Here is a 25,702-nt window from a genome sequence, read left to right as displayed (position 1 = left end):
CGCAAATAGCAACACGCTATCTGCTGCACGAATCCTTCCACTGATGTCGTTACTGCTCGATACTTCATTGAGCGTCCCTGCTCCAAATTGCTTGCAAGCCAAAAATTGGAACCTGTTTGTTTGTCGGCACAGGTTCCAGAAGCCGTTTCATTCAAAAAACACTCGCATGCATGCTCAGGCGTCTGTTCTGCGCAGAAACCAGTCAGGTCGAAGCACAGAGAGCAGAAACACCGTTGCAGAATCGAACGCCGCCGCAGCACTACATTCATGTATTGTGCCACGCCAATGCATACAACCCTTCACACAAACAACCTTCCGACAGAACCACTGGAATGCAGACGCACTCCCGGTACTGCCGTAAAGTCATCGCCACAAAACACCAGTGCTCCCGCACAGATCTTGTGTGACCGCTTGCGTCCTTCCAAGAAAAGCCGGCTGAAATCGTTTCAGTCGACAACACAAATTCATCAGCAGATTTCAGCGAAGTGCCGGCATCGCACAGAAGCAAATCGCAATTGCGACTGCTCCCGTACGAGTGCCAAACACCAATCGCATAAGCTGCCCGTCAGTCCTTTCGTCGTGGCAAAGTTCTCGGCACCACCCGATCACGCCAACGAGACTGCACTGCCTTGCACAGCCATCGCTCAAGTCGCACAGAAAGCTCCCGCCGACTGGCTTCTCGACTTCTAATCAGACCACACTCCCACTCTACGGCGTTTGAATCACTCAGCGAACCACTGCCAAGCACCGGTAACCGTCCGGCTGCCATAGAGCTTCCTGCGTTAGCTATTCTCTTCACCTTGCGGATCACGTCGCTATCCCGTGTGACCGGGAGGGAATTTGGCTGTATGTCCAGTTCGCCAGAACCGGCATAGTTTCGATTGCAAGTTGCAATCATTTCTGAGGGGCGAACGTAGAAGCCCCCTCTTACCCACCAACCAAAGTCGTTCGCTGCTCGGCAGCGTCTTCCGCAAAGTTTACCGGCAAGCCCTCGCGGGCCTTTCGTAGTTGAGCTATTCGCCGTCGTTGGATTTGCCAACGATCGCCGCAGTAAGTCGCCTGCGGTTCGGTCTGTCGCCAGACTCGAAACTCCCCACGCCGGGCAGGTTGAGCGAGGTCGATGACCTCGAATCCCCTGCACAGGATTACGCACCTCTCTTCTCATGAATCTCTTCATCAGAAAGTACCTCACCTGTTTTGAAAAATAGCGGCCTCAATGCGTTCTACGAGAACGCCTCAAGGTTCTTCCGCATCGCCCCCGCCCAAGGCATCTCTCCACCAGCGTCAATTGACGCTGGCAGTGTCCTCGCGGGACCGATTTGCATCGGATCGAATCGTCGGATTACTCGGAATTGAAATCACTGGCATACGAAGCCAGCGGACAAAACCGGATTACTCGACGAAGCCTCCGTCGAACTGGACAAGCACCTCTCGATGCATCCAGCTCTACGGGCCAACCGCGTAACAGGAGGTTAACTCTGTTCCCTTAGCCTGAATGGTGAATTCAAGTTTACCGGGTGCGATTGCCTACTGATGTTTGTCATGCGTATCACCACTCGCGAACCGAAATTGCGGGTCACTCGCAGCAATGCGTTTGACGTCCTTTACAGCAATGGTGGAAATCCGATTTCCAACCAATGGAATTTCAATACCGTACCCAGAGACGATTGCAAATTTTCGGCTTGGTGAAGCCGAAACGTGGTCGGAGGCGAGTGTTTCGATCTACAAGCGTTCGCGTCCAGCGAATCAGGCCTACCAAAAGCCGAAGTCAGCGTTGCTCGGAAAGCGACTTTCAGTCGTAGCTCTGTGACGATTGCAACTTGCAATTTGGGTTCGACACCTGTGGATAGCTCGTTGCCTAACGTGTAGTTCGCGTCGCAACGGCGGAGCAAGACTGCGTGTAGTCTGCATCGCGTTTTCGTGGCGCCGACGTGTAGTTGGCGTCGCAGAATCTTGTTCAGTCGGTCGACGCTGCTTTCGCTACTTGCCTGACATGATTGAGGAAATGCCGGAATCATCGCCGGCTGAAACGATTCTCCAAAGTACTTGTACAAAGATCTACTGTTCTAATCAAAGGATTGCTTATTGAGATATCTGCTGCTTGGGTGTGGAGTTGAGCTAGTTAAAACTCTTGAGAATGTCTGCGGCTGTTTCGACCGAAACGTCCTGCTGAGACTGCTTGGCCGGAGAATCGCCGAATAGTTCGGCACGAAGGTCGGCGAATAACTTCTGACTGTTGTTTGATAGCTCAGCCTGATTCTGCTCCTCGCGTCTGACTTCGTGCCACCAATCGGGAGCCGTCCGCTGACCTTTCGACGCCTTGCTGACAGAGTCAACGAAAAACGCCATTGGCGACTTCTTGAAGAACGGTCTCCCAAACCGTTCCGACGCGGCTTGGGTGATGTCCGCCCATTCCTCTAGCAAACGAGCAGGGTACTTTCTCGAAAGCGAATAGGCCGCACCGGTCTCGAATCCCAGGCCGATGAGTGTCTCGATAATTGGCTGCAACTTCTTCATTGATGCTTTGTCCTCCGCTCTTTGGTCAAAATAGACGCCGCGATTTGCCGAAAGGAGATATTTGCCTTTCGACACTCGTGAGATTTCTGCATCCCTGACAACGTTGCACGCATCCAACTTCTTCAGACACCGAATGACTTTTATGCGAAGGTCACGGAGCGTGACAGTCGGCGAGAAACCCATCAGCTCGACTGCAACGTATCGAAGATCGAAGGACGGAAGCGAACTTCTCCGATGAAAAATCTTTGAAACGAATAAGAACAACCGCCGCGACGCTGGATCAAGGCTGCGATACAGTTCCAAGTCGAACCGAAGTTGACTTGCTCCATGCTTCGCCAGATCGTAAAAAGTTCGATCCCAGTTGAATCGCCAAGCTCGATGGGACGAACCGCTCGGAAGGTCGTAGCTGAAGAAATGAAAGCTAACTTCTCGATGTTCAGCCTTGATCGGGTCGTAGAACGCATCGCAAAGGTAGCTCGTGACAGATAGCCGTCGGATCGCGTCGCGGAAAAGCCGGTATTGCTCGCCACCACGGGCCGAACGCGTGTCGACGACACCAAGCTGTCGGAGGCACCAGTGGGGTGTTGCTACCAAATCACTGCGATCGTCTTGTAGCGAGAGCGTCAGGGCCAGCAAACCCCATAGGTAGAGTTCATCACTTGCCGACAATCCGAGCGGGCAAAATATTCTTGCACGTGCCGTTTGTCGTTTTCGATTTGCATCGCTGTATCGGTATTCGACTTGATGAACGAGGTTTTCAGAAAGCGACGCTTGGCGGTCGAGCGGACACAGGGAGTGTTCCACCAAACTCAGTTGACCGATTCCTGTCTGGCTTTTCGCCACATTTCGTTTTGGTTTCGCCATGCAATCCAACTCCCATCCGCTTCGTAGCATGAAGCCGGGGAGTGTGACAAAACAAACCATTGCGTCTGCGTGTTTCGGTCGATGACGAAATTGCTTGACGACCAGCCCACTGCTTTGCGACCATTCGACCAGCGATCTCAGTCACTTGCCCAAGATTGCAAGTTGCAATCTTATTGGAGGAACATGCCAACAACGTTTTGTTTAATCAACCAGAAGGGTGGCTGCGGCAAAAGCTCGACTTGTTTCCATTTAGCCGGAGCGTTTGCGGCTCAGGGGGCGAACGTCTTGCTGCTCGACATGGACCCGCAAGGTTCATTGAGCCAAGGCTTTCTCGGCTCGTCAATCGTTGAGAGTTTGGAATCAGATCAGACGTTGGCGATGTTGTTCGACGAAGCAAGGTTCTTCGCTAAACGTGACCAGATTCTGCGTCCAACCCAGTTCGAGGGGATCACGCTGTGCCCAGCGAATCAATTGCTTGCTCCGTTCAATGCACCGGAGCCAGAGAAGACTGGGATGTTGCAGTACGCAATCCGCGAGTTCGTTGCCGAACAATCTGGCTTCGACATAGTTCTGATTGACTGCCCACCGAACCTGTATCGATGCAGTTGGACTGCAATGGTCGCTGCGGATCAGGTTCTCATTCCGGTTCCTCCGGAAGACTTTGGAACGCAAGGTCTGCGTGCTGTGCATCAGTGCGTGGAGCAAGTCCGGTCACTCAATCCGAACCTCCAAGACTTGAAACATCTGGTCACTCGCTCAGACTGCCGCCTATTAGTTCATCGAATGTACGAGCAAAAACTCCGCGACATGTATGGGGAAACTGTCATGGAGACTGTGATTCCGGAAGCATCGGCGTTCAAAGTCGCTCTCACCAGACGATGCCCGGTTCAGTTCCACGATTCCAAATCAAAGGCCGCAAAATTGACTAATTGCTTGGCGCGTGAGATTCTCGACCGAATTGGTACGAATGAATCAACACGCAAGGTGGCATAGTTATGGGAAGCACACGAAACGCACTTGAAGAAGTCAAACTGAACGTTAACGAATCAATGGGGCTTCGGCCGGCGGAGCGGCGTACGCAACTCGCTCCGGTTTCTTCGGCAAAAGATGTTGGCCGCGTGCCGCTGCGAACATTCGGCAAAATCGAGGTTGATCGAGTGATTCCAGATCCCGAGCAGCCACGAACTGAGTTTGATGAAAGAGATATTGCCAAGCTTGCCGCGAGCATCCGGTCCCACGGACAACTGCATCCGATTCGGGTCCGATGGAACGAAGCAAATGAAAAGTGGATCGTCATTTCAGGTGAGCGTCGATGGCGTGCGACGAAAGCTGCAGGACTGCCGAACGTCAATTGCTTTTTCGTCGAAGGAGAAATTTCCGAGCCGGAAATCCGTGAACAACAATTGGTTGAAAACCTTTACAGACGCGACTTGAAACCGATCGAAGAAGCCCGAGCGTACCAGTCACTCATGACCCTAAACGATTGGAACGGGAAGCAGGTCGCCGAATCGCTACATCTTTCTACGTCCCGCGTCAGCCGCGCACTTGCGTTGCTCGATCTGCCCGAGGAACTTCAGTCTCAGGTAGAAAGCGGAATTCTGTCCAAGTCGTCCGCGTACGAATTAAGTAAGCTCGACAACGATCGCTCCATATCTGAATTGGCAGCGAAGGCCGCTTCAGGCGAACTGCCGCACGCCAAAGCGGTTCGTCAGGTCAAGATCCGCCGAGGAAAAAAGGTGTCCAAAGCTCGCAGCGGCATCCATCTCGTTTTTGCTGCGGAGAATGGCGTCAAAGTGACCGTGACAGCTACGACCAAGATGAACTATCACGAGGTCGAATTGGGACTGAACCAAGCACTCGATGATGTCCGCCATCGAATCCGCAACAACATTAAGTTGTTCTAACGCAATTCACCTGCTGCTACGTTAGAAATCGAGGTTCACTTCTTGGTCGGCCATCGGTTCTGGTGGGGCTGGCGGTAGGATGGATGACATCTCAGTGACCTGCAACTTATTACGGTCTGCGCACCATGACATCAGATACTTGCCGTCAGCAGAGAAAGCCAATGCCCTGACAAGTTCTGTTCCGCAACGAAGGAAAGCATACCGCTGCCGATCCTTTGCGCTCCAAATGTTCACAAAACCTTTGCGATGTCCTGTCGCTATCCACCCTGTGTCAGACTCAGCAAACGACGCGAACTCTGACGTCTGCCAATTGGAATCCGTCAAAGGCGTCGGACGCATCGGGTCGTGCTCTATGAGCTTGTCGTTGGTTACTTCGTCCGTGAGGAACGGTGTGAGTGTCTTTGCACCAAAGTCGAGCCGCATCAACGAATCCTTAGTCAAAATCCACATCCCAGTGTTGTCGCGGGTGAACTCGGCGAAGGAGAATCGCCTGTCACGCATTGAAATCGCGTGCACTTGTTCGCCGGTATCTGTCGACCGGACTTCAACACCTATCCCGTCTCCGTCCCACTGACGAGCTACCGCCGCACACAGTTTCCCATCTCGCGAAACATGTGCCCAACTCCGAACTGAGGCGTGATCGACAAATTCCCACTGAATCGTTCGGAGTTTTTGTCCGGACTTTGTGTCGTAGATATTATGGGTGTATTTTTTCGCTCTGAACGGCTTGACTGCCATGTGGAAGCGACCGTAGTTATCGGATTGTCCGGTTCCCCTCGTTTGAAACCCGGTCCGCAACAATTCAACGTCATCTTTTATGACGCAAATGATCGAACCATCATCTGAGGGACGCCAAGCTTGAACGACACCTTTTCCGTTGTCCAAAGCCTTCACCCGACTGACGATCTTTTGGGTTGCTAGTTCGATGATGATAAATTCACGCCGCGACGCTCCGCACCAAACAACGCAGTGCCTCCCATCGGGCAGCATCTGAAGTCGAAATCGTGTGTCGCCCATTCTTCGTTTTGGCTGCGGCGCCGATTCTGCGATTACGTTGTGCCGGCGGACTCTCCCAATAGTCGTGTCATGAATCTGGAGGCTCCCGAACTTATCTATCGTCAGAAGCTTCGCTCCGTTGTCCACCAACCATACGTGTTCAAGTTCGGGCACGCGGCACCCCCAGACGGAAAGCTGTGAGCGGACGTCGAACAACTCTAAACGTCCCTCTGGCCACTCGACCAAACCCCAAACGCCATTCTTCGAGAGCATATATTGCTCAGGGAAAATTGGTTGATCATATCCAAAGAACGAGCCCTTTGTCACAACTGGAACTTCAATCTCCGCATCAGCTTCACAGTTGAACACGCGCATCAACCTCGATGAGTCGCTGTAACTAAGACATGCTCCTATCGTTCCGCTCGCCGAAAGCCAGCCGCATCCAGAGGTGGCGTCGTATTCCTGATTCAGCGAAAGTTGGCCATCGTCACTCACCGAGTAACACTTCACCTTGTCGTCAATTTCGGCGACCACCAGTCTTTTGCCATTGTCGGAGAAACGGATCAACTTGGCTTCGTCCGCTGCAACCGTTGCTCCCTTGCCAAGCGGATCAAGCGTCCAAACTTGAAGCTTGCGGTCAGATCTGAAAGCGATGAACCGTCCATCCGCTGACCCGGATACAACTGATGACCGGCCCTCGACAATTTTGTTGTCGCTTACCCCCTTGCGCCAAATTTCGACGTTTTCAGAGGTAAACGTGATAAACAACTTGCCGTTCAAGCTGGGGAAGCTGTCGTAAATTCGATTACCAATCGTAAAATTTTGCTCAGGTTCAGACTGATCCAAAACAATTCTCGTAATAATCGCGGGCTGGCCACGTCGTACTGCGAACACAACCTTCGAGTCAGCACTCCACTTGAACTCAGAGGGAGATTCAAGCTCTGGTGAAATCGACACCGCGACGTGATCTGCCTGCTGCGAATCCCTTTTCGCGAAATAGATTGTGTTTTCCACAAGTGCCGCCATTGTCTGTCCATCGGGAGAACATGACAGAAGCTTTACGGCACCTGGAAACTCGATTGGCTTCGGCGTGGCACCGCGGGAAGCAACGATCTGATGCACCGATGACTGGTTCTCTGCCGGCACGAAAGCAATGAACTGATCTTTTGTGCAGAAGCAGTAGACATTCGCCGTAGCGATTTTAGTGGGTATTGCACGGTTAGTCGGTTCGGTCAGGGGGATCTTGGATTGCGACCAGCAGGGAACCGTAAGCATCAATATCGAAATGGCCGTCGTAGCAACTCGCAGCATGTCCGGTATCTCCCCGTTTCAAGAATCGAAAGCCGACAGTTTAGACCGTCTTCCGACCGGAATCTATGTAGCTGGAGAGATGGAGGAGGCCTGTCTGCTGCATTTCTGATTGTGCCACAGCATCAAGGTCCGTTCGTCCCGCCGCTTCGCTCTGGTCCTCTCTGCTGCTTTCGCTGCGCGAAAGACTCCACCTTGACTTGCTGTGTTGAGTTCAAGGTGGCCGCCGACAGGCCGTGTAGAGATTTAACCGCTGCAAAGTCGGATGCAGCAAATGGAGAAGAAGACAATGAAAAAGGATGAAGTAAAAACGCTCGTTCAAACGGGAATCGACCAGCTCAATACCGCTCTGGCAGCGGGGCATACTGTCCGTCTGAAAGACGTGATGAAAATGATGGCTCGATTTCACAAATACAGTTTCAACAACTGCGTACTGATTGCGGAACAATGTCCGCATGCAACCAAAGTGCTGGGCTTCCACGGTTGGAAAGCAATCGGACGGTCGGTCAAGAAGGGCGAAAAGGGAATCGGAATCACAGCGCCGCTGGCCGTCAGAAAGAAAGACTCGCCTGCCGATGAACGGAAGGTTTTCGGCTTTCGGGTCGTTCACGTGTTCGATCTCAGCCAAACCGAGGGTGATGAATTGCCTGAGTTCTCGGAACCGGCTGGAGATGTGGAACGCTGGATTGATTCAGTTGAGCGATTGATTGCTTCTAAAGGAATCGCATTGAAGTATGGCGTTCTCGATGGCTCGACTTTGGGTTTCTCTTCGCTGAAAAAGATCACTGTCCTTTCCGGATTGAAACCGCCGATGCGCCTGGAAGTTCTCGTTCACGAACTCGCTCACGAAATACTGCATCCCGACAAAGAAACTCGGAAACGTTTGACCAACACCGTCAAAGAAACTGAGGCACAATCTGTTGCACACATCGTTTGCCAAGCGTTGGGAGTTGAGGGCTTGGAACACTCTGCCGAATACATTCACCTGCACAACGGCAACAGTGAAGTGTTCGCCGACTCGATGCAGCGCATTCAGAAGTGTTCGTCCGACATTCTGAAAAGTCTGTTCGACGACGAGACACGATTGGTAGTGAGTTCCGACACTGCCGATCAACGTCGGCCCGTGCCGAATGTAAACCTTGCTGCCTAGCCGGCATACTTTACGGCGACTGCGGAACGGAACAGGCTTCGACTCCGATCCGTAGTCGCTTTTCCTGCAATTGGAATTCGCGTTTACCCCTTCACCACTCATCGCTGCCTACGAAGCCAACCTCGCAATTACCCCCTTTCATGTCGAAAAAATCCGGGAAACATCGAATCGCCCGGTGGGCGATCTGGTAGATGGGTTCCCGCTCGGTTTCCGCAGACTTCGTCTTGCGGAACACCTCGACGGTCACTTTGGCTACGAGTGATTCCCGACCGCGTTCGCGATCAGGAGATCCCCCTTCGCCCACCCCGCCGCTCGCTTGCGACTTTCCGCGTCGCGGAAGAGTCGACGTACTCACCTTGCTAGTCGATCCGACTGACGGCTTGTATGTGCCAACCGACGACTGGCCCGCCCGCTCTATCTTCCGAAAGAGTTGTCACAACTCGCGCCCTCAGCCGGGCCTCTCTTCTGCGCCTCTCAGGCTGGCTGGGGCCAGCCTTTCGGCTTTGTTCCGCTGAACGCTTCACCGGCCCTGAACGGGCCGTGACGCTCACCGCTGGGGCGGTTCGCTGCGGGCTTGAACGCCCGCCCGTCTCGCTTGGACGCTCGACTCACGACCGAGCCTGCTGGGGCAGCCTGCGGTCGTCTTCCGCCTCCGCTGGACGCTCCGGCGGTCAGCGGCTCACTGGCGTTCGCCGCCGTTGTTGGCGGGCCGCGACGCGGCCCGCTTGCCGCCCCGAAAAATGGCACCTGCACCGGAACATCAAATGACCCGCTGACGTTCCATTCCTGATTCCTTTGAATCCCATGTCTGCAAGCGACTTAGGGTCGCTTGCGACCGGCAGGTGTATGCTACAGGTGTTTGGCAATACTTTGCATTACACTCTGTCATTTGGACATCGTCGTTTCTAGGAAGGAAATTCACCCTATGCCGAATCGCCCGATCCGTTATCGAGGGGCGGAGCTTCCGGTTATCGAACGCTTTCGGATCGGCGGTCGCACGTACCTTGCCGTCGCTAAAATCGGCTCGTCCGGACGGCGGGCTTTTCAGGTCTTCGACCCAAGTGCAAAACAGATGCGAGCACTGCATATCCTGCCGACTTCGTCCGGCGGCGTTGACCGAGTCCGCACGCTTCAACGGCTCACGCGAGGCGACAACGAAATCCTCCAAATTCTCGAATGCCATCAAGACGGTGATTCTGTTCACGTCGTCGTGCCGTGGATTGACGGTTTCAATCTTAGGTCTGTGCTCAACGGTATCCGTGATCACAACCGGCACCGAATCGCTGCCCCTGAGGCCGTTCGTCTCGTCAGAGGTGTGGCCCATGCACTGCGTCACCTTCATCGCCACAAACAGATCGTCCACGGCGACATCAAACCAGCAAACCTAATTCTCACCAAACGAACCAGTCTCGTTCTGATTGACTACGGTAACGCATGGACGGTGGAGCGAACAACGAGACGAGAGGAAGGAGACGGCACGAGCGGTGTTTACTCGGCTCCGGAGCTTTTAGGGGGGCAACGCCGTGTCGACTTTCGCGCCGATTGTTTTTCACTGGGGGTCGTTCTGTATGAAATGCTGACCAGTCGAATTCCTTACGATGGTTATGGTGGCAAAGTTGGAATGTTGCCTGACTCCGTTCAGTCCAGGTCACGCTTGGTGCCACCTAGCGAAATCAGTCCCGAACGCGACAAAATTCCGAAACGGATTTGGAAAACGGTCGACGACCTGTTAGACCGCTCGTTGGCGATAAAACCAGACGACCGTTTTGAGACATCTAGTCAATGGCTAGAAACTTGGAACGCTGTAATGGCTGAAATTCGGCATACGACTCGGCATGGTCCGACGCCGAGTCTCGTCAGTCGACTGACTGACTGGATTCAACACAGGATGAAGTGATTAGACTATTCAAGCCGACGCATTTTCCGATTGCGGTCATGCTTGGGTTTCCAATTGAATCGGTCTCCGCAGTCGCAGTGGAAGGCCTTCTTCCCGTTGTGGAATAGAACGGGGTCGAGTGGTTCCTCGTAACGCATCGTTTTGTCTTCGTGTGCAATTGAACGAGGGTGACCGAAGTGGCAGGAACTGCATACATTCCCGGTGACTGGCTCGGGAGGTTGACGCTCGCCCGCATCCGACTCGATGATCATTGCCCGAACTCGTTCAAGAGCCGTGTAAAATCGCTCGCGGTGCTCGTTCGTGTTTGGCACCGTCATCCCCTGATAAGTGTTTCCAAATAAAACGATCCCGAAAGGGCTGTTCGCACCTTCGGTGGCTTCAATCAGATGACAGTGCGCCATCACTCGAACAATATGTTGGGGAAGCACTGGTCCTTCGGGTTTTCGGATTCGATGAACGGGGATACTCATCGTTCCCTTATCCAGAATCCTTCTCGGTTTTCCGCTGAGTTTCCAGCGCTCATCATGCAATGCGGCTTGGGGGCGACGCACTTCATAGCCAGCGAGAAGTAACCCCCACCAATCGACCGGCTGGAACGTATTCTTTCCCGGAACAGGGTTACACTCGTTTGCGAGCTGGGCGGCAAGTCTTCGGTTACCAATCTCTCGCCAACGTCGGAATGCCCGCCATGCAAAGATCGTCCATCCCAATACCAATCCGATCAGCAGGAGGGGATAGACTGGATTCCCAAGCAACATCAATGACAGAATGACAACCGCCGCCACCAACCCCACCGGGAAGGCAAACAGAACATAGAGGGCATGCGTGTAAGCTTCTTCGATGGCTGCCTGCTCGTACCAAGGAAGCAGAGCAAGGGATGGGAGTTCCTCTTCCGGATCAGAAAAACTACCCTCGTGCGTCAGCACACCGGCGCGTGGACAAAACGTGTACTCTGCAAGCGTTGATGCCGTCACATGCGGATCGGCTTCATCCGCATCAAGCATCGGTGGTGACTTGCGTTCGATTCGTGTCGCGTACGCTACTAGCTCCGGCAACGGCAGCGTGGCTCGTGTCGTGGTTGGGAATTGCCGCGTTTCCGCCGGATCGATGGCTTCCGTCGTTCTGGGTAGCCCTTTCTCCAACTCCTTGCAATGTAATTCGATGATCTCGAATAGAATGCGCGTCGCCTTGTTCGCGTCCGCTTCCGTGGCCTCCCGATCCGGATCGTAGTGGAGTTCTAAATTGCGAATGTCGATCGCGAAGGCAGCTTTTCGGAATTTCTTTTTACCAAGAAAGTCTTTTCGAGAATGAAGTAATCCTCCGAGTGAACTAACTTCAGGTTCCACCGGAGGGAAGTGTGTCTTAATAACCTTCTCAACCAACCTTGAAGTCCGCGCGAACTTTCCAAGCGGGTCAGGCAGATCCCGAAATTGTTGAATCGCTGCTCGGTATTCGGAGATTTCCTCTCTTAGTTGGTTCGCTTCCTCTGGATTTATGTCGCTCATTTCCAAACCTCAACGATCGGCAAGACTTCATTCATCGACTCATGACGCTCGCTTCGGAAGACACTTGCTGCCTTCGTGAGACATGACTGAACCGAACTTGGCAGCAAAGTATCTTCCAATGCCGACTTCTCTGAGCCGATTTCGGGCAACTCGCCGAATGCGGCGTGGACGCCAATTCTCGCCCAACTGTAGATGTCAGCCCGCACATCAACGTCGTCCGCATCCGCTTCCCCAGCACGATATGGATCAACCGGCCATTCCGCTGTCGATACCGTTGGTCCGCGATCAATCAGCTTGGCCAGTTCAAACTCCGTGAGTATCGCCCGCCCATCCGAGTTCCGAATCGTAATTGTTGCCGGTGTGAGTTCGCGTCGAACAATTCCTTTCTCATGCAGCCCGTGTAAGCCACGAGCCACATCAAGCAGCAATTCTTTCACGACGAGTGGTTCAAAAGGTTGCCGCCCCAAGGTTCGTTGCAATGGTTCACCGTCAATCCATTCGTCGATGACCCAATAGAAACTCTCGACCGGATCGTGAAACGCCGTGAGGTTGCGAACGATATTCGGATGGTCTTGCAGGGTGCCACAAACGTTCGGGTGTCGCTTGATCCAAGTACGACATCGTTGCTCCTCATCGGTGGTCATGTCTCGCAAGTCAAAACGTTTCCCGCGTGCCTGACGATCTAGTTCCAAATGCCGAAGACGGCAAAGCTGGAATTTCAATCCATTCGACGCCGTGATCCAATCCGACAGAACATCGGACACCAGATATTCGTGAACTGTCGATGCGCCTCCAATGGGAGTCGACGCGTTCATCAACACGTCGAGTGTTGTCCCAAGTGCGGCGGCCACCTGCGACGCCGTTGTCCGGTAAACGGATTTTCCGGCGAGCAGATTGTTGACTGTCCCCGTCGAAACGTCAGCAAGCTCTTTCAATTGTTCAACGCTCAGACCGCGATGATTCATCGCGGCTGTCAGCTTCGAGACGTTGATTGAAACCGTCCGTCCGTGTTTCGGTCCTGCGTTGGTCATTGGCCACCTTGGTTTGTGGTGCAACCAACTTGTTCGCAGATTGCACCAGCTTGAATTTAGCGTGAACCGAAGGTCGCCAATAATTCTGTCACTCCGGGTCGGATGACATTCCCGGAGAGTTGCTTTTCAACCCCAAGACAGGATTAGCCATGCTCCAAAAAACGACGCAGTGGATGACAGACCGGCTTGTTGAGCGGGCCTTGCCAAGCATCGGAAGCTTCATGGCTTCCGCTCTGCAACGCATGCTCATTCTCGGTCACGCTGATCATCATAACCAACTGGAAGAACAAGCTCGACGGTACGAAGCCGCCGGGAAACCTCATTTGGCGAAACTGATTCGCGATCAAGCTCAGGAAATGTCGCTGAATGATCCGCTCAGCTCGGCACCGGAAATCTGTGAGCGGCTGACGGGTGTCAGTCAAGCGGACATGGGGTTGCCAGTCGGTTTGCCCGACACGACGACGCCCAAAAAAAAGCGAGGCAATAAAAAGCCGGTTCGGATAGACGTTTCGGAAGACGCCGGAGAAATGGGCGAATGAGCAAGCGGACGCAATTTACCGATCGCGACGTCACCGTCCTGCGAGCCTTGAGCTTGCAGGTCCGCTTGTTTGGCCAGCGTCAACTGGCCGATGCACTCTGGGCTGGCGACATCGCCAATGCTCGCCGTCGCCTGAGTCGTTTCACTGAGTTGGGGCTACTTCAACGCAGTCTGGTGATGGCCAGGCCGTTGCCAGAGTTGCTAAGCCCAGTGTGCGTCTGGCAGCCGGGGCAACCACACCCGGATGTCTCGCAAATTGCATTTCGGTTGCAGAGTCGATGGCGATACCGAACTCCTCGTTCGACGGTTGTTTTCCTGCCGACCGAGCAAACTGTCAATCACTTCGGTGGACGCAACAAAGCAGTGATGTCGGCTCAGGTATCACATGACCTTGGCGTCTCCGAAGTCTGGCTTTGGTTCTATTGCAACCATCCAAGTTATGCCACCGCGTGGCGTGGTGAGAATCTGATTACCGACAGCGAACCCGGCCAATCAATGCCTGATGCAATTCTCGTCGACTCCAACGATGAACCAGCAATTTTGATCGAGTTTGGTGGCGACTACCAAGCGGATCGGATCTCCGCCTTTCACGACGATGCAGTCCTGCGTGGCCTGCCCTATCAAATTTGGTAAGGACTTCAATGAACAAATCAATACTCCGACCAAGAGACCTCGCCTTCGTTGAATTCGTCCGGCGCTACCGTCTCGCGACTAACCACGTCGTCGCCACGCAATTGTTGCCCGGACGGTCGATGAATGCAGTTGCAAAAGTTACTGCACGCCTCTGTTCCGCTCAAATCCTGAATCGCTATGTCCTCGTTCCGCCAGAAAACTACTTTCGACTTGGCGGCAAAGCCATCAGCACGCTGGGAGTGTCGTCACGTCTTGGTGAATCGCTCGGTCCGCAAGCTTTACCAACCGATTTCGCAACATTGATCTATGCGACGAGTGGAAACACGCGTCGTCGACTAACGGGTGAAGAAGTCAACCAATACATGCCTTGGCTTCCCGGAGACTTGTCTCACTCCCCCTATTGCGTTGACAAAAATGGCCAGTTGGAACTCATCCGTGTCGATCTTGGTGGTTCACCGCAGCACGTTGCTCGAAAGACGACGCAGGCTTCTCTTGACCGCCTTGATGTTCCGCAAATTTCTGAACTGGCCGCTGCAACTCGATTTCAAGTCGTTGTCTTGACCACCAGCGAAGAGAAGGCGAAAGCAATTTCCAAAGCTCTCGTGGCTTGCGGTTGCACTGATGCAGTTCGCGTCCACATCGCTGTGATTCCACGTCTTTCATTCCTTTTACTTCGAGCCAACTAAAAAAGGATCAATCCCATGCCTAGAAGTGTATACCGACAATCGCCCGGCAACCCTATACAACGCCATCTCGTGCCATCTGAGCCGTTGGAGCTGGAATTCGCCTACCACCGAGGCGTCGACAACGACGACGCTAACTTCACCATCAAGGTGTTGCGGGAACTAGTGCTCACCAGCTTTGTGACTTTGCTTTGTTGCTGGATTCCTTTCCTGCTACTCGATGTCACGCTTTTGGCTCTGTTGATCGTAGCAGTCATGGCCTTTCTCGCGTGGAGTAAAACGCGATCGCATCTCGCCATTACTCGCGATATCAGTCTCGCAGTGATTGTTGCAGCGTGGATTTACCAACTTTTCCGGTTGCCCATTGCGATTGATGTCTACGTGGCGTTGACTCTAACGGCACTTGTTGCGCGAGAAGTTGTTCGCCATTTCACCTTTGTCGCGACCGTGTCGCCCACCTCAGTTGATGAATCATGGAATACTCGGGATGACCTTTGCTGGCAGACTTTGTCCAGTTGTGTTTTGCTCCTGCCGATCGCGCTCTGCGTGCTGATTCCACAGCACACATCACTCTTGCTGTTGGTTGCGGCTATCGGATGGTTGGCAATGGCTGCGGTCTACTGCCAATCGCCTCAGCAATATGTTCACGGCTGTCTTTCCGCCATCGTGACTTGGTGCAGCTACAACCGAGACGACCAACCGCTCGCAGGTGTTTTGGTAAGTCCCTCGGGAAATTGCCGAAGACGACTGGCGATTCTCACCGTTGCGGTTGTTGTAAACGCTTTCGCGTTCTTTCGAGTGACCGCCATTTCTCAAGCAACCGAGGCGGTAATCGGCTTTGGTCGCATTGCCAACGCAGAAAGCTTGTTTGGAATGCTGTTCAATATTGGCCTGTTTGTCGTGCAATGCGGAGCGATGGCACTGCTGCCAGTCACTCTTTTCTTTCTGGCGGTTTTGATAGTCGGGACACCCGTCTTCGGACGGCTTTCCATTCCGAAGCCAAGTTTTGTTCCGGCCAGCGAGTGGAAGCAAATCACTAACCGCATTCGTTCATCACACAACCCGGTCGAACGTGCAAGCCTATATCTTGGCCGAGTCTCGTACGACCAATCACCATTGCTCGTGCCATCGGAAGTGTTTCGCGAGCATGCCCACTTCCTTGGCGACAGTGGTTCGGGCAAGACGGCTCGCGGACTCTCACCGTTCATCGAGCAGGTCGTGGGCGGAGGAAACGCTAGCGTGATGGTGCTCGACCTTAAAGGCGACTCGCCCGAGCTTCTCCAGTCTCTCCGGCAAGGTGCGAGCACGGCCAAAACACTCAACGGCACCGATGTTCCGATTCGCTACTTCACGCAACGGGACGACCAAGCAACCTACGGTTTCAATCCATTCAGGCTCCCGTGTTGGAACCGTCTTACCGAATTGCAAAAGACCGATATTCTGTGCGGAGCGCTGGGCCTCAACTACGGCAGCGACTATGGCGAGGGCTACTTCAGTTCCGCGAACGCATCGGTTCTCTATGCAACGGTCAGCCACTTTCCTGAGATCAAGAATTTCGAGCAACTTCGCGACAAACTCGCGTATGTTATCTCGTCGCCGAAGCGACATGGCCTCGATGAAAAATCGAAGGACGCTGGAAACCACGTCAAGATGTCGGTAACGCGTCTGGCATCAATTGCCGCGTTGAACATCACCGATGATTGCACGCCGAACCGAGAGGTTGCCGAAAATTGCGTTGACCCGACGCGATTGTTTCAGCGTCCCGAAGCTCATTACTTCAGTCTGTCCGCAACGCTAGGACCAGGTTCGTCGCCGGAAATTGCCCGACTGGCCAGCTTCATGCTGTTGACGGCGGCAACGCTCACCGAACGCCAAGTACCTGTCTATTTGGTAGTCGATGAGTTTCAGCGAATGGCTTCGAGAAACCTGGACTATCTGCTGCAACTTGCTCGCAGCATGGGTGTCGCCGTCATCCTAGCGAATCAGTCCATGCAAGACTTGTATCGCTATGACCTGACGTCAACGTTGGAGACAAATTGCCGGTATCGCCAGTGGTTCGCCATCTCCGGTTGGGACGATCAAGATCGACTCTCCAAGGCGAGCGGCGAAACGATTGACACGATCGAATCAATCGCCGTTTCCAGATCAGTCAACGACCGAGGTGCAACCACCAGCACTTCTCGGACCGTCCGCGACTTTGTCGCACCGCGATTGACAAAGAACGACATCAAATTGGTTAGCGACGACGACCGCAAAAGTGTTGTACTGATCAATCGTGGGGCTGGCTACGCCCAGTACGGCGGGATGCCCGTCATCATCGAAAGCGACTTTCATATCTCATCCGAGGAATACCAAGAGCGCAAAAACACGCCATGGCCCTCGAAGGACATCGGAACGTTCATACCGTCGACTTGGGAGCGACCGAAGAAAGAGATTCCCCATCGCGGACGCAGATCAAGCACGTCTCCGGACATCTCCAACGAAACGATCTCAATTGGCCCCTCACCGGAATCGCAATCCAATCCTTCAGCTACGAAGGCCAAAGGTAAGAAGCAACGCCAGCGAAAAGCAACGCGAAGATTGAAGAAACAACCATCTTCGCAAGCCAAGGCAACTGTATCCGAAGCAGTCGGAATGTTCGATCGCTACTTGCAAGATCACCCAATTGATTCATCAGCAACTCTCGCAACGGGAGCCGAGTGATGTTTCAACGAACTTGGACCCCCGCGATTTATGATTTGATGGAAACGCTCACCTGCCGCGTGAGACTGCTTTCGCTTTCCCATATCCACGAGGGCTGGCAGTCACAATTTGGCAGCTCGAAAATGGTCGTCAAAGCAGTTAGGCAATTGGGCGGCGCGGGAATGATTGTCGGTGATGTGTGGACGGTGCAGGCTTCGCCCATCGAACAACATCCGCTTGCATCATGGATGCCTCAGCAAGCACCACCCGATTTTGATCGCATTGCAGAAATTGTCAGTTCCAGGTGGAACGAGCGATGTGAACCAACGCCCGTTGTCGCTGCAAGTCATCACGCTGCACGACTATTCGGTTCATCGGCTGGTGGGCTACCACCGGTGAACCACCGCAATCACGACTTGCTGCTTTCAGCGGTTTATCTGCGGTATCGAACCACTCAACCAAAACTCGCTTGCACTTGGCTTGGCGAGGACGCCGTCTCAATGGCAGAACGAGGTGTCAAGAATCCCGACGCATATCTGTTCGACGAATCAGGAAGCGTCACCCGCGTGATCGAATCCGCAGGCCGTTACTCGTTGAAACAACTCGAATCCTTCCATCAACACTGCCAGTCCGCTGATCTTCCCTATGAACTCTGGTAGTCGCCTCAGTCGAGACAACACCCAATGACCTATCAACAGACCATGATTGACTTTATTAGTCGTCACACGATCGCACTGGATCGCTGTTTGCCAATCAAAGACCGTGAGCGCGCGATGCTCGCAATTGACCTGCTTGCTCGCGCTGGTCAAGTCAGTGAATGGCATCATGCGAGCGGACTCCGATACTGGACCGCTGCCAATGCGAAACCATTGTCTGATCCATCGTTGGCGCGTGCCTTTGGCATCCTGATGTTTTGTCAAAGCTCAACGGCTCGGTCGTTGGTGACAAGGGACGATCTCGAAAACTACTTCCCGAAGCTATTTCGGTATGGACTTCCTGCCGGTCACTACGTCGATGCAACGTCTCAGTCTCAGCGACTAGGCAATGTCCGTGTCGACACCGGGCAATCGAAAATCAGTCGCATCGTTGAACGGGCACGACGAAGCATTGGGAAGCACGAACAACAAACTGGCATCCGTGAATTGATTCGTCGCGGCGAGTTTGAGTTGACGTGGATTGTTCCAACTCACCCGAAACAACGTCGACTCACCGAAGCCCTTCAGCCGTTCGCTGCGGGCGGAATCCATTTAAAAGTCATCGCGATTCCAGATTTATTAGATGTTGCTGCCTATCTTCCGCAATCCAATTCCATATTGAACTGAACACTCAATCCCCACGAGGGTTTGAAAACGTCTCTCGGCCCGAGAGCAGAAAAAACAACGGGTAGGTAATCGCTTCCGATTGCTTGGCGAACGCTTCAAGTGTTCGTCAATCAAGCGTCGTCTGGAATGAGCCAGCGGCGTCATAGGGAGGTTGTCATGAAAATGACATTGAAAGAATGCCTTCAAGGAATGGCTGCCGAGATACGTTGGGGTATCTCGGACGCTGCTGAACATTCCGTGAGATTTACACACTTCCTGCTGGATGCCGTTGGAGCGGTTTTGGGTGGTGTTAGTAGGTTGCTCGGAAGACCCTACCGGCGAGGTTTCTCGCAGGTAGACACTCAACTAGCAAAGCGGGGGACTCCAGAGGAACTCCGTAAGGCAATTGGCTTTGCATTAGGTTTCCCCGCACTCGTCGTTCGTATCGCCTTGATTGGCGTCGTCGCGATCTTGTGGGTTGTCTATGCACCGCAAGTTGTATTTCACACATGGGAAACCGTGGTGAAGGTTGATCGATATCCCAACAAAAAAAGAACGCCGAAGATGAGTCGCCCCACGCAAAGGGTCGACGACTTCGACGACGTTCGGGTTCGCGTTAGCGAACTAACGCAGTAACTGAAGCAATGAGGCTTCAGTTTTAACAATTCGAGTCGGTGGAGACAGGAGAGCCTGCTCCATCGGCTTTCCAACAACGTGTGAATAACACGAAAGGAGAAAGCATGGCAAATGCACCGATTAAGCGAATCGCAGTAGGCAACGGTATTCGAGCTTCCATCTGGAAGAACGAATCGAAGAAGAACGGATCGTGGCTTAGCGTCACGATTACTCGAACTTATCGCGATGGCGAGGAATACAAGGACACCACGTCGTTTCGACGTGACGACTTGTTGTTTGTCGCCAAGGCAGCCGAACTGGCGTTCTCGTGGTGTCTCAAGCAGGCGGAAATCGCCAAGCGAGAGGCAAACCAAGAGTAAAGGATTATCAATTTGCCGGTGGGTGCAACCCACCGGCTCCACGGATGAAAACGCCATGAAGGATGTTAACCAAATAGGACGCTTCCCACTTGGGAGAATCGTAATGACCAAGGGTGTTCACCTTTCAATTGCAACCGACCAATTGGTGATTGCATTGCTAAGGCACGCCAAAGGTGACTGGGGTGATGTCTGTGATGAAGACCGGCACACAAACGAAGAGTCGCTAACGCGTGGCTTTCGACTGTTGTCGGAGTACCGAAGCTTGGATAACACCAAGTTTTGGATCATCTCAGAAGCAGACCGCTCCTGCACCACGATTCTTTTGCCGGAAGAGTACTAGGTCGCTACATCGGTTTTAGTCGTTCAAGGAGCGACATGGGTTTCACCCAAGGTTTTGCCGGGCTGATTTACTTCAGCCCGGCTCTTTTCCGACAGTTCCCTTCGCTGGCAGGTAACTGTCCGGGAGTGACAAAAGAAGAAATGGAAATTCACCCCACTGTCACGAGTGAACCGCAATTTTGAACAACACGCCAGCAAACCCGCGTGGTGAGAGTGGCAGCTCTCCACGCTATTTCAACCCAATTCAACTCAGTCAGTGGCAGGTCAAAAATGAACCAATCAAGAAAACCATACACGCTTGTCGGAGCCGAGCAACTCAGCGCATCGGTCTACAAGACGGGCGATGAGCTGATTGGCTTCCGTTACCGATTCAATATTACCCGCCTGAACAACCGAAACGGGCGTGTGGATCAGTGGTTCGCTCCTGCTGATCTATTCGCGATGGTCAAGTTGACTCGCGTGCTGGCAGCCGAGCTAGCCGACGATGGCTGCATGGACCAGGAACTTCGTAGTCGGCTAGTCTTGCTCGCAGCGACACTCGATGAAGCAATCGCAGAGGTATCGCCCGCAAGAAAGCGCCATGGAGCAATCGAACAATGAGGACGAAACTCGTACACGAAATTCGGCAAGGGATGCTTGTAGTTCGCATACGCCGAGCGAAGTCCGGCAACATGGTTCGCCACATGCTCTCGCTGCATCGCCTCTACAAGAACGGTGACTTGTGGCACGAATCTACTCGGTTCGGACAAGACGACATACCGTTCGTTCGCTTCCTGCTTGACGGAGCTCACACTTGGATGATCCAGCAAGAAGACGGCTCAGCGGCAGAAACGGAGGGCGTCAAATGATTGACCCTGCCCCAAGCATTGTTGGCAATCTCGATGTGCTCATTGAAAGCCAGCATCGGTTCAGCACAGTCTACGCAGATCCACCTTGGTCATATTCCAATAAGGCAGCACGCGGTGCTGCTGACAATCACTACAGAACTTTGCAGCTCGACGAGATTTGCGGTGAACCCGTTGAGCAACTCATCACTGAAAATGCTCACTTGCACCTGTGGACGACGAATGCATTTCTTCGCGAGGCGTTCGATGTCATGGAAGCGTGGGGATTTAATTTCAAGTCGTGCTTGGTTTGGATCAAACCACAACTAGGCATGGGCAACTATTGGCGAGTGTCGCATGAATTTCTTTTGCTTGGCGTTCGCGGCAGTCTGCCATTCACTGACAAATCATGCCGAAGTTGGCTGCTACATCGACGAACGCAGCACAGCCGAAAACCATTCGCTGTTCGTGAATTAATCGAACGGGTCAGTCCGGGGCCATACCTCGAACTCTATGGTCGCGAAGAGCAGCCCAGAACACAGTGGACTGTCTACGGAAACCAAGTTGAACGACGTCTTTTTTGAACGGACCTGCAATGAAAGAAGACGAAAGCGAACCGAGTCGAATGCTGACGGTCACAGATGTTGCCCAATGGCTCAGTGTATCGAGCAGCTTGGTCTACCAGTTAGTCGAATCCGGAAAGCTGCCGGTGTATCGGATCGGCAACGGACGTGGAGCCATTCGCTTCCAACCACGCGACATTAACCAATACATCCAAAGTTGTCGTTCAGAATCCTCACAGCCACCATCCCCTCGCCGCAAGCTCCGCCCCAACTTGAAGCACATCCAGCTCGATTAGCTTCATCAGAGGCGACCGAAAGGTTGCTTCCCAACCCTGCCCGGCTGCCACCGGGCGGGGATCTCATTCTCGCTCACGTCGCCGACCCCTGAGCGTCTAGTTGTCTGTAGCTCGTATGGCCTGTTCCAGCATGTGATCAGGACTGTGCGACAGATGCTGATACACTCGTGCCAGCATCGCTGGATCACGGTGTCCCATCAGCAGGGCGACGGTTAGTGCGTCAACGCCACTTTTCAAAGCGTTGGTGGCCCAAGAATGCCGAAGCGAATAGAGCGAATAGCGAGGGGCGGCAGCATATGCCATGTTGCGAAACAGTTTTTGCTTTGCTTCACAACGAAGCTCGGCAGCCGTTTTGACTTTTTCTATACCCTTTGCCCGTTTCGTTTTTTTCAGCTTCTTGATGCGTTTTGCAATTTCTTCATCAGTTGGCTCTTTGCCGGCGGACTTCAACGCTGCTTTGCCCATCCGAATTCTGATTCGATCGACGGCACAGTTGATTGAGTCTTTCGTCCAAGGGTTGCCAAGTGTGTTACGGAATAGTTCGCCACCATTGGATTCAGCGAGAAGACGTTTGGTGATGGCCAACGCCTCATCGTCCAAGTAAACAACACGAGGGGCACGTTTACCCTTTGATTTATTTTGAGGAAACACCCAACGAGCTTTGCCTAGCTCAACGTACCGATCCATCAATCGCAGCGATTCTTGGGGGCGACAACCTGTGTGATAGGTCGTTACGAGCAAGTCGCGCACCGGCCCAACGGGGACGTGAACCAGCATCGCGTTGAATTCATTGGGAGGAATGTAGACTTCTCGTCGCTCCGGCGATGGGACTTCCATGTCTTTGAGCGGACTTGATTGGATGTAACCTTGCTTCACCGCCCATTTCAGGCACGTCTTGATCGATCTGAAATAGTTGTGTCTCGTTGTGACGGCCAGATCGTACTGCCCAACCCACTGCTCGACGTGGAATGGGCGGAGTTGGGAAACCGTCATCTCGGGATATTGGATGACAAACCGCTGCAAACGATGGCGGTACCACTCGAACGTGTCCGGTGCCCGGTTTTTGTAAACCCAATCGAGAAACGAATCAATGATCGCAACGACCGATTCGGGGGAGACATGGTCAGCTCGTGGCTGACTCATCATCTGGTGGTATTGGCGGAACGCTTCATCGCGATCAGGGCCAAGATTGATTTGCTTGCGGTCAATCTGAACGTACCAGAGACCACGAGCCTTCTTGAAGAAAGGCTTTGGGAAATGAGCCATAACGAACCTCTTTCTGAATCCAAGGGAATGGAAAGCATCAGAGGCGACAGAAAGGTTCGTTCTGCATCACGCGGTTGGCTGCCACCAAACCGCCTGACGCGTGTCATCATACCAAAGTTTTCGGACAACTTCTCGGACAGAGCGAACTCTGAGAGAATACCGAAATTCACAAACCCAGCAAATTGCGGGGTAAAAAAAGCGACGCGGACGGGACTCGAACCCGCAACCTCCGGATCGACAGTCCGGGGCTCTAACCAATTGAGCTACCGCGCCTCGAAGAGGTTGATCAGAGCGTTTGAAAACAACTTTTGATCTTCTTCAAAGGCTCGCAAGAAGATGAAGAAAGTCTCATCTCCGCTGCGATGGGGTGGAGTATATCTATGCTCGGATCGCTTGCAAGGCCGGTCTGAGGCGTCACCCCAAATTTTGTTTGGCACCCCGCAAACCACGTCGTTTTGTGCTGATTTTGCCGGTCAAGCCTTGCGGGAATCTCGCATCTGCATCTTTCTACTTCCTGTGAAACAGAACGGTGCTGCGAAGGCACGGTGTCGAACTAGGGTTGACTGCACGTACCCCGTGAAACACATGCAATCGAGAGTTCCGATATGGACGCTTTCCTGCTCGCCTTTTCTTTCGTCGACTACTTCTGGGACTGCTGGTGGGAGTTCAAACTGTACTTCCTGCACCTGACCAAGTTCCAATGGATGTTGCTTTCCATCGCTTCCGTCTTGAGCGGATTCCTTTGTCTGCGCGGCGATCGATTCAAAATCTGATTGGAACGCCACGATCTGAAAGCGAACGTGGCGGGCAAACATTCTTCTGAGCCCATCGTCCCGCCTGTAATCACTGGCGGGCTTCGCTCAATTCGTCTACGTCACGCGAGCAATTCGCGAACGACGCGAGCTTCTTCCACGCCGGTCAGACGCTGATCCAGGCCTTGGAACGGATAGGTGAAACGCTCGTGATCAATTCCCATTTGGTTCAGGATCGTGGCGTTCAAATCACGAATGTGAACGCCGTCGCGAACGATATTGTAGCTGAACTCGTCCGTCTCGCCGTGCACGACTCCCTTCTTGATCCCAGCTCCGGCCATCCAGATTGAGAAGCACTTGGGATGGTGGTCGCGGCCGTAGTTGGTCTTGCTGAGTGCGCCCTGGCAATAAATCGTTCGACCGAATTCACCACCCCAAACGACCAGCGTGTCATCGAGCAACCCGCGTTGTTTCAAATCAGTGAGCAAGCCAGCGGAGGGTTGATCCGTGTCTTTGCATTGGTTGGGAAGGTCTTTCGGCAGGGAACCGTGTTGGTCCCATCCTCGGTGGAAGATTTGTGTGAAGCGAACGCCACGTTCCGCCATTCGTCGTGCCATCAAGCAACAGTTTGCGAATGTGCCTGGGTTGGTCACGTCGGGACCATATAGATCGAGTACGTGCTGTGGTTCATCACTCAAATCGGTGAGTTCCGGCACGCTCGTTTGCATCTTGAACGCCATCTCATACTGAGCGATCCGAGCCTCCGTTTCAGGATCGTGCCAACGGTCCAGCGTGTTGCGATTCAGTTCCGCGAGGGTATCCAGCATTCGGCGACGCACGCCCGAGTCGATTCCGTCGGGGTTGGAAAGATACAGCACGGGGTCGCCGGCACTTCGTAGTGCGACGCCTTGGTACTTGCTTGGCAAATAGCCGCTACCCCAAAGTCGGTTGTAAAGCGCCTGAGCTTGTTTGCGTCCGGTCCACGAGGCGGTCATCACCAGGAAGGCGGGCAAGTCTTCGTTTTCCGTCCCCAGTCCGTAGCTCAACCAAGAACCCAAGGAAGCTTTGCCGGGAAGTTGGTTGCCGGTGCAGATGTACGTGATCGCGGGATCGTGATTGATCGCCTCGGTGTACATCGATTTGACCAAAGCGATCTCATCGACCTTCTTGGCCATGTGTGGGATCAACTCGCTGGCCATGGTTCCGTTGGCACCGTGCGGGCTGAAGTCGTAGATACTCGGCGCGATAGGAAATCGCGATTGACCGCTGGTCATCGTCGTCAAACGTTGGCCTTGGCGGATCGACTCGGGCAAATCCTTGTCGAACCAGTCCGCCATTTGAGGTTTGTGATCCCACATGTCCATTTGGCTGGGAGCACCCGACATGAACAAGTAGATCGCGCGTTTTGCGGCGGGCTCGTGATGCGGCAACCCTGGTTGCCCGGGAACACCGCCTTGAGGTGCACCAGCGGGAGGTGTGTCCAGCGAAACCGGTTGGCTGTCGGCGGCGCGGCCCATGCCCGGCATCGATGCGAGGGCGGCGGCCCCCAAACCCGCGGCGGCGTTTGAGAACAGCGAACGACGAGTGAGGTGCTGCAAGCGTTCTTGGAGAACCGAAGACATCAATGGTGATTGTGTCAGCGAGTTCCAATCTTCGCA

At 53.5% G+C, this 25,702-nt stretch carries 24 protein-coding genes and 1 tRNA gene; 18 read left to right on the top strand and 7 right to left on the bottom strand.

Annotation, left to right across the window (positions count from 1 at the left end; all coding sequences use genetic code 11):
- Nucleotides 1-2,118 precede the first annotated feature (2,118 nt).
- The gene (locus tag CEE69_RS00995; protein WP_143549119.1) at nt 2,119-3,381 is read right to left on the bottom strand and encodes a hypothetical protein; all 1,263 of its coding nucleotides are present in this window, start codon (nt 3,379-3,381) and stop codon (nt 2,119-2,121) included.
- 183 nt (nt 3,382-3,564) lie between these two features.
- Here CEE69_RS00995 and CEE69_RS00990 point away from each other — a divergent pair, with 183 nt between their 5' ends.
- On the top strand, nt 3,565-4,374 hold the full coding sequence (locus CEE69_RS00990) for a ParA family protein (RefSeq protein ID WP_158230936.1): 810 nt from the start codon (nt 3,565-3,567) through the stop codon (nt 4,372-4,374).
- Nucleotides 4,375-4,376: 2 nt separating this feature from the next.
- The gene (locus CEE69_RS00985; RefSeq protein ID WP_099258683.1) at nt 4,377-5,285 is read left to right on the top strand and encodes a ParB/RepB/Spo0J family partition protein; all 909 of its coding nucleotides are present in this window, start codon (nt 4,377-4,379) and stop codon (nt 5,283-5,285) included.
- Nucleotides 5,286-5,306: 21 nt separating this feature from the next.
- Here the strand turns inward: CEE69_RS00985 and CEE69_RS00980 are convergent, their stop codons facing one another.
- On the bottom strand, nt 5,307-7,592 hold the full coding sequence (locus CEE69_RS00980; RefSeq protein ID WP_099258682.1) for a PQQ-binding-like beta-propeller repeat protein: 2,286 nt from the start codon (nt 7,590-7,592) through the stop codon (nt 5,307-5,309).
- 286 nt (nt 7,593-7,878) lie between these two features.
- Here CEE69_RS00980 and CEE69_RS00975 point away from each other — a divergent pair, with 286 nt between their 5' ends.
- Nucleotides 7,879-8,739 (top strand): ArdC-like ssDNA-binding domain-containing protein, encoded by an 861-nt coding sequence (locus CEE69_RS00975; RefSeq protein ID WP_143549118.1) that lies wholly within the window; start codon nt 7,879-7,881, stop codon nt 8,737-8,739.
- Nucleotides 8,740-9,664: 925 nt separating this feature from the next.
- Entirely contained in the window at nt 9,665-10,636 is a 972-nt protein-coding gene (locus CEE69_RS33590) for a serine/threonine protein kinase (RefSeq protein WP_099258680.1), read from the top strand.
- Nucleotides 10,637-10,641: 5 nt separating this feature from the next.
- Here the strand turns inward: CEE69_RS33590 and CEE69_RS00965 are convergent, their stop codons facing one another.
- Nucleotides 10,642-12,141, bottom strand: a complete 1,500-nt coding sequence (locus CEE69_RS00965; RefSeq protein ID WP_099258679.1) for a sensor domain-containing protein — start codon at nt 12,139-12,141, stop codon at nt 10,642-10,644.
- The gene (locus CEE69_RS00960) at nt 12,138-13,172 is read right to left on the bottom strand and encodes a helix-turn-helix domain-containing protein (protein WP_099258678.1); all 1,035 of its coding nucleotides are present in this window, start codon (nt 13,170-13,172) and stop codon (nt 12,138-12,140) included. The genes CEE69_RS00965 and CEE69_RS00960 overlap by 4 nt, the downstream gene beginning before the upstream one ends.
- 221 nt (nt 13,173-13,393) lie before the next feature.
- Between CEE69_RS00960 and CEE69_RS00955 the strand changes: the two genes are divergently transcribed.
- From CEE69_RS00955 to CEE69_RS00895, 13 genes are all read left to right on the top strand, one after another.
- Nucleotides 13,394-13,711 carry a hypothetical protein gene (locus CEE69_RS00955; protein WP_158230935.1) on the top strand — a complete coding sequence of 106 codons (318 nt, stop codon included), beginning with the start codon at nt 13,394-13,396 and terminating at the stop codon, nt 13,709-13,711.
- Nucleotides 13,708-14,343, top strand: a complete 636-nt coding sequence (locus CEE69_RS00950) for a replication-relaxation family protein (protein WP_099258676.1) — start codon at nt 13,708-13,710, stop codon at nt 14,341-14,343. The genes CEE69_RS00955 and CEE69_RS00950 overlap by 4 nt, the downstream gene beginning before the upstream one ends.
- A 119-nt stretch (nt 14,344-14,462) precedes the next feature.
- On the top strand, nt 14,463-15,029 hold the full coding sequence (locus tag CEE69_RS00945; RefSeq protein ID WP_143549116.1) for a hypothetical protein: 567 nt from the start codon (nt 14,463-14,465) through the stop codon (nt 15,027-15,029).
- A 15-nt stretch (nt 15,030-15,044) separates the two neighbouring features.
- Nucleotides 15,045-17,729: a type IV secretory system conjugative DNA transfer family protein gene (locus CEE69_RS00940; RefSeq protein WP_099258674.1), complete on the top strand. Its 2,685-nt coding sequence runs from the start codon at nt 15,045-15,047 to the stop codon at nt 17,727-17,729.
- Nucleotides 17,729-18,367, top strand: a complete 639-nt coding sequence (locus tag CEE69_RS00935; RefSeq protein WP_099258673.1) for a hypothetical protein — start codon at nt 17,729-17,731, stop codon at nt 18,365-18,367. The genes CEE69_RS00940 and CEE69_RS00935 overlap by 1 nt, the downstream gene beginning before the upstream one ends.
- Nucleotides 18,368-18,409: 42 nt before the next feature.
- On the top strand, nt 18,410-19,030 hold the full coding sequence (locus tag CEE69_RS00930; RefSeq protein WP_143549115.1) for a hypothetical protein: 621 nt from the start codon (nt 18,410-18,412) through the stop codon (nt 19,028-19,030).
- Between the two features lie 156 nt (nt 19,031-19,186).
- Nucleotides 19,187-19,645 (top strand): hypothetical protein, encoded by a 459-nt coding sequence (locus tag CEE69_RS00925; RefSeq protein WP_143549114.1) that lies wholly within the window; start codon nt 19,187-19,189, stop codon nt 19,643-19,645.
- A gap of 104 nt (nt 19,646-19,749) precedes the next feature.
- Entirely contained in the window at nt 19,750-20,004 is a 255-nt protein-coding gene (locus CEE69_RS00920) for a hypothetical protein (RefSeq protein WP_143549113.1), read from the top strand.
- A gap of 103 nt (nt 20,005-20,107) precedes the next feature.
- Nucleotides 20,108-20,344: a type I restriction endonuclease subunit M gene (locus tag CEE69_RS00915; RefSeq protein ID WP_199169768.1), complete on the top strand. Its 237-nt coding sequence runs from the start codon at nt 20,108-20,110 to the stop codon at nt 20,342-20,344.
- A gap of 269 nt (nt 20,345-20,613) precedes the next feature.
- Nucleotides 20,614-20,943 (top strand): hypothetical protein, encoded by a 330-nt coding sequence (locus CEE69_RS00910; protein WP_233214471.1) that lies wholly within the window; start codon nt 20,614-20,616, stop codon nt 20,941-20,943.
- 32 nt (nt 20,944-20,975) lie between these two features.
- On the top strand, nt 20,976-21,191 hold the full coding sequence (locus CEE69_RS32315; RefSeq protein ID WP_158230934.1) for a hypothetical protein: 216 nt from the start codon (nt 20,976-20,978) through the stop codon (nt 21,189-21,191).
- Nucleotides 21,188-21,751, top strand: a complete 564-nt coding sequence (locus tag CEE69_RS00900) for an MT-A70 family methyltransferase (RefSeq protein ID WP_099258668.1) — start codon at nt 21,188-21,190, stop codon at nt 21,749-21,751. Before CEE69_RS32315 ends, CEE69_RS00900 begins: the two co-directional genes overlap by 4 nt.
- 11 nt (nt 21,752-21,762) lie before the next feature.
- Entirely contained in the window at nt 21,763-22,026 is a 264-nt protein-coding gene (locus tag CEE69_RS00895; protein WP_143549112.1) for a helix-turn-helix domain-containing protein, read from the top strand.
- Between the two features lie 96 nt (nt 22,027-22,122).
- Here the strand turns inward: CEE69_RS00895 and CEE69_RS00890 are convergent, their stop codons facing one another.
- Together CEE69_RS00890 and CEE69_RS00885 are read right to left on the bottom strand one after the other, a co-directional pair.
- Nucleotides 22,123-23,292, bottom strand: coding sequence for a tyrosine-type recombinase/integrase (locus tag CEE69_RS00890; protein WP_099258666.1), 1,170 nt, complete (start codon nt 23,290-23,292; stop codon nt 22,123-22,125).
- Nucleotides 23,293-23,491: 199 nt separating this feature from the next.
- Nucleotides 23,492-23,565: transfer RNA gene (locus tag CEE69_RS00885), tRNA-Asp, on the bottom strand.
- 332 nt (nt 23,566-23,897) lie between these two features.
- Here CEE69_RS00885 and CEE69_RS32720 point away from each other — a divergent pair.
- Entirely contained in the window at nt 23,898-24,065 is a 168-nt protein-coding gene (locus tag CEE69_RS32720; RefSeq protein ID WP_199169767.1) for a hypothetical protein, read from the top strand.
- A 101-nt stretch (nt 24,066-24,166) separates the two neighbouring features.
- Here the strand turns inward: CEE69_RS32720 and CEE69_RS00875 are convergent, their stop codons facing one another.
- A complete protein-coding gene (locus CEE69_RS00875) occupies nt 24,167-25,666 on the bottom strand; it encodes a DUF1501 domain-containing protein (protein WP_233214470.1) in 1,500 nt (499 codons plus the stop codon).
- Nucleotides 25,667-25,702 lie beyond the last annotated feature (36 nt).

This window comes from Rhodopirellula bahusiensis (assembly GCF_002727185.1).
GTDB lineage: Bacteria > Planctomycetota > Planctomycetia > Pirellulales > Pirellulaceae > Rhodopirellula > Rhodopirellula bahusiensis.
Note: the sequence above shows the minus strand (reverse complement) of the source record. Positions and strands in the feature narration are given on the sequence as shown.

Excerpts from the sequence above, each read along its gene's own strand:
- CEE69_RS00950 (WP_099258676.1), top strand. The coding sequence starts at position 13,708 with ATGAGCAAGCGGACGCAATTTACCGATCGCGACGTCACCGTCCTGCGA.
- CEE69_RS00935 (WP_099258673.1), top strand. The coding sequence starts at position 17,729 with ATGTTTCAACGAACTTGGACCCCCGCGATTTATGATTTGATGGAAACG.
- CEE69_RS00930 (WP_143549115.1), top strand. The coding sequence starts at position 18,410 with ATGATTGACTTTATTAGTCGTCACACGATCGCACTGGATCGCTGTTTG.
- CEE69_RS00920 (WP_143549113.1), top strand. The coding sequence starts at position 19,750 with ATGGCAAATGCACCGATTAAGCGAATCGCAGTAGGCAACGGTATTCGA.
- CEE69_RS00955 (WP_158230935.1), top strand. The coding sequence starts at position 13,394 with ATGGCTTCCGCTCTGCAACGCATGCTCATTCTCGGTCACGCTGATCAT.
- CEE69_RS00985 (WP_099258683.1), top strand. The coding sequence starts at position 4,377 with ATGGGAAGCACACGAAACGCACTTGAAGAAGTCAAACTGAACGTTAAC.
- CEE69_RS00980 (WP_099258682.1), bottom strand. The coding sequence starts at position 7,592 with ATGCTGCGAGTTGCTACGACGGCCATTTCGATATTGATGCTTACGGTT.
- CEE69_RS00890 (WP_099258666.1), bottom strand. The coding sequence starts at position 23,292 with ATGGCTCATTTCCCAAAGCCTTTCTTCAAGAAGGCTCGTGGTCTCTGG.
- CEE69_RS00990 (WP_158230936.1), top strand. The coding sequence starts at position 3,565 with ATGCCAACAACGTTTTGTTTAATCAACCAGAAGGGTGGCTGCGGCAAA.
- CEE69_RS00895 (WP_143549112.1), top strand. The coding sequence starts at position 21,763 with ATGAAAGAAGACGAAAGCGAACCGAGTCGAATGCTGACGGTCACAGAT.
- CEE69_RS32720 (WP_199169767.1), top strand. The coding sequence starts at position 23,898 with ATGGACGCTTTCCTGCTCGCCTTTTCTTTCGTCGACTACTTCTGGGAC.
- CEE69_RS00900 (WP_099258668.1), top strand. The coding sequence starts at position 21,188 with ATGATTGACCCTGCCCCAAGCATTGTTGGCAATCTCGATGTGCTCATT.
- CEE69_RS00975 (WP_143549118.1), top strand. The coding sequence starts at position 7,879 with ATGAAAAAGGATGAAGTAAAAACGCTCGTTCAAACGGGAATCGACCAG.
- CEE69_RS00945 (WP_143549116.1), top strand. The coding sequence starts at position 14,463 with ATGAATGCAGTTGCAAAAGTTACTGCACGCCTCTGTTCCGCTCAAATC.
- CEE69_RS00910 (WP_233214471.1), top strand. The coding sequence starts at position 20,614 with ATGAACCAATCAAGAAAACCATACACGCTTGTCGGAGCCGAGCAACTC.
- CEE69_RS00915 (WP_199169768.1), top strand. The coding sequence starts at position 20,108 with ATGACCAAGGGTGTTCACCTTTCAATTGCAACCGACCAATTGGTGATT.
- CEE69_RS00995 (WP_143549119.1), bottom strand. The coding sequence starts at position 3,381 with ATGGCGAAACCAAAACGAAATGTGGCGAAAAGCCAGACAGGAATCGGT.
- CEE69_RS00965 (WP_099258679.1), bottom strand. The coding sequence starts at position 12,141 with ATGAGCGACATAAATCCAGAGGAAGCGAACCAACTAAGAGAGGAAATC.
- CEE69_RS32315 (WP_158230934.1), top strand. The coding sequence starts at position 20,976 with ATGCTTGTAGTTCGCATACGCCGAGCGAAGTCCGGCAACATGGTTCGC.
- CEE69_RS00940 (WP_099258674.1), top strand. The coding sequence starts at position 15,045 with ATGCCTAGAAGTGTATACCGACAATCGCCCGGCAACCCTATACAACGC.
- CEE69_RS00875 (WP_233214470.1), bottom strand. The coding sequence starts at position 25,666 with ATGTCTTCGGTTCTCCAAGAACGCTTGCAGCACCTCACTCGTCGTTCG.
- CEE69_RS00960 (WP_099258678.1), bottom strand. The coding sequence starts at position 13,172 with ATGACCAACGCAGGACCGAAACACGGACGGACGGTTTCAATCAACGTC.
- CEE69_RS33590 (WP_099258680.1), top strand. The coding sequence starts at position 9,665 with ATGCCGAATCGCCCGATCCGTTATCGAGGGGCGGAGCTTCCGGTTATC.
- CEE69_RS00925 (WP_143549114.1), top strand. The coding sequence starts at position 19,187 with ATGAAAATGACATTGAAAGAATGCCTTCAAGGAATGGCTGCCGAGATA.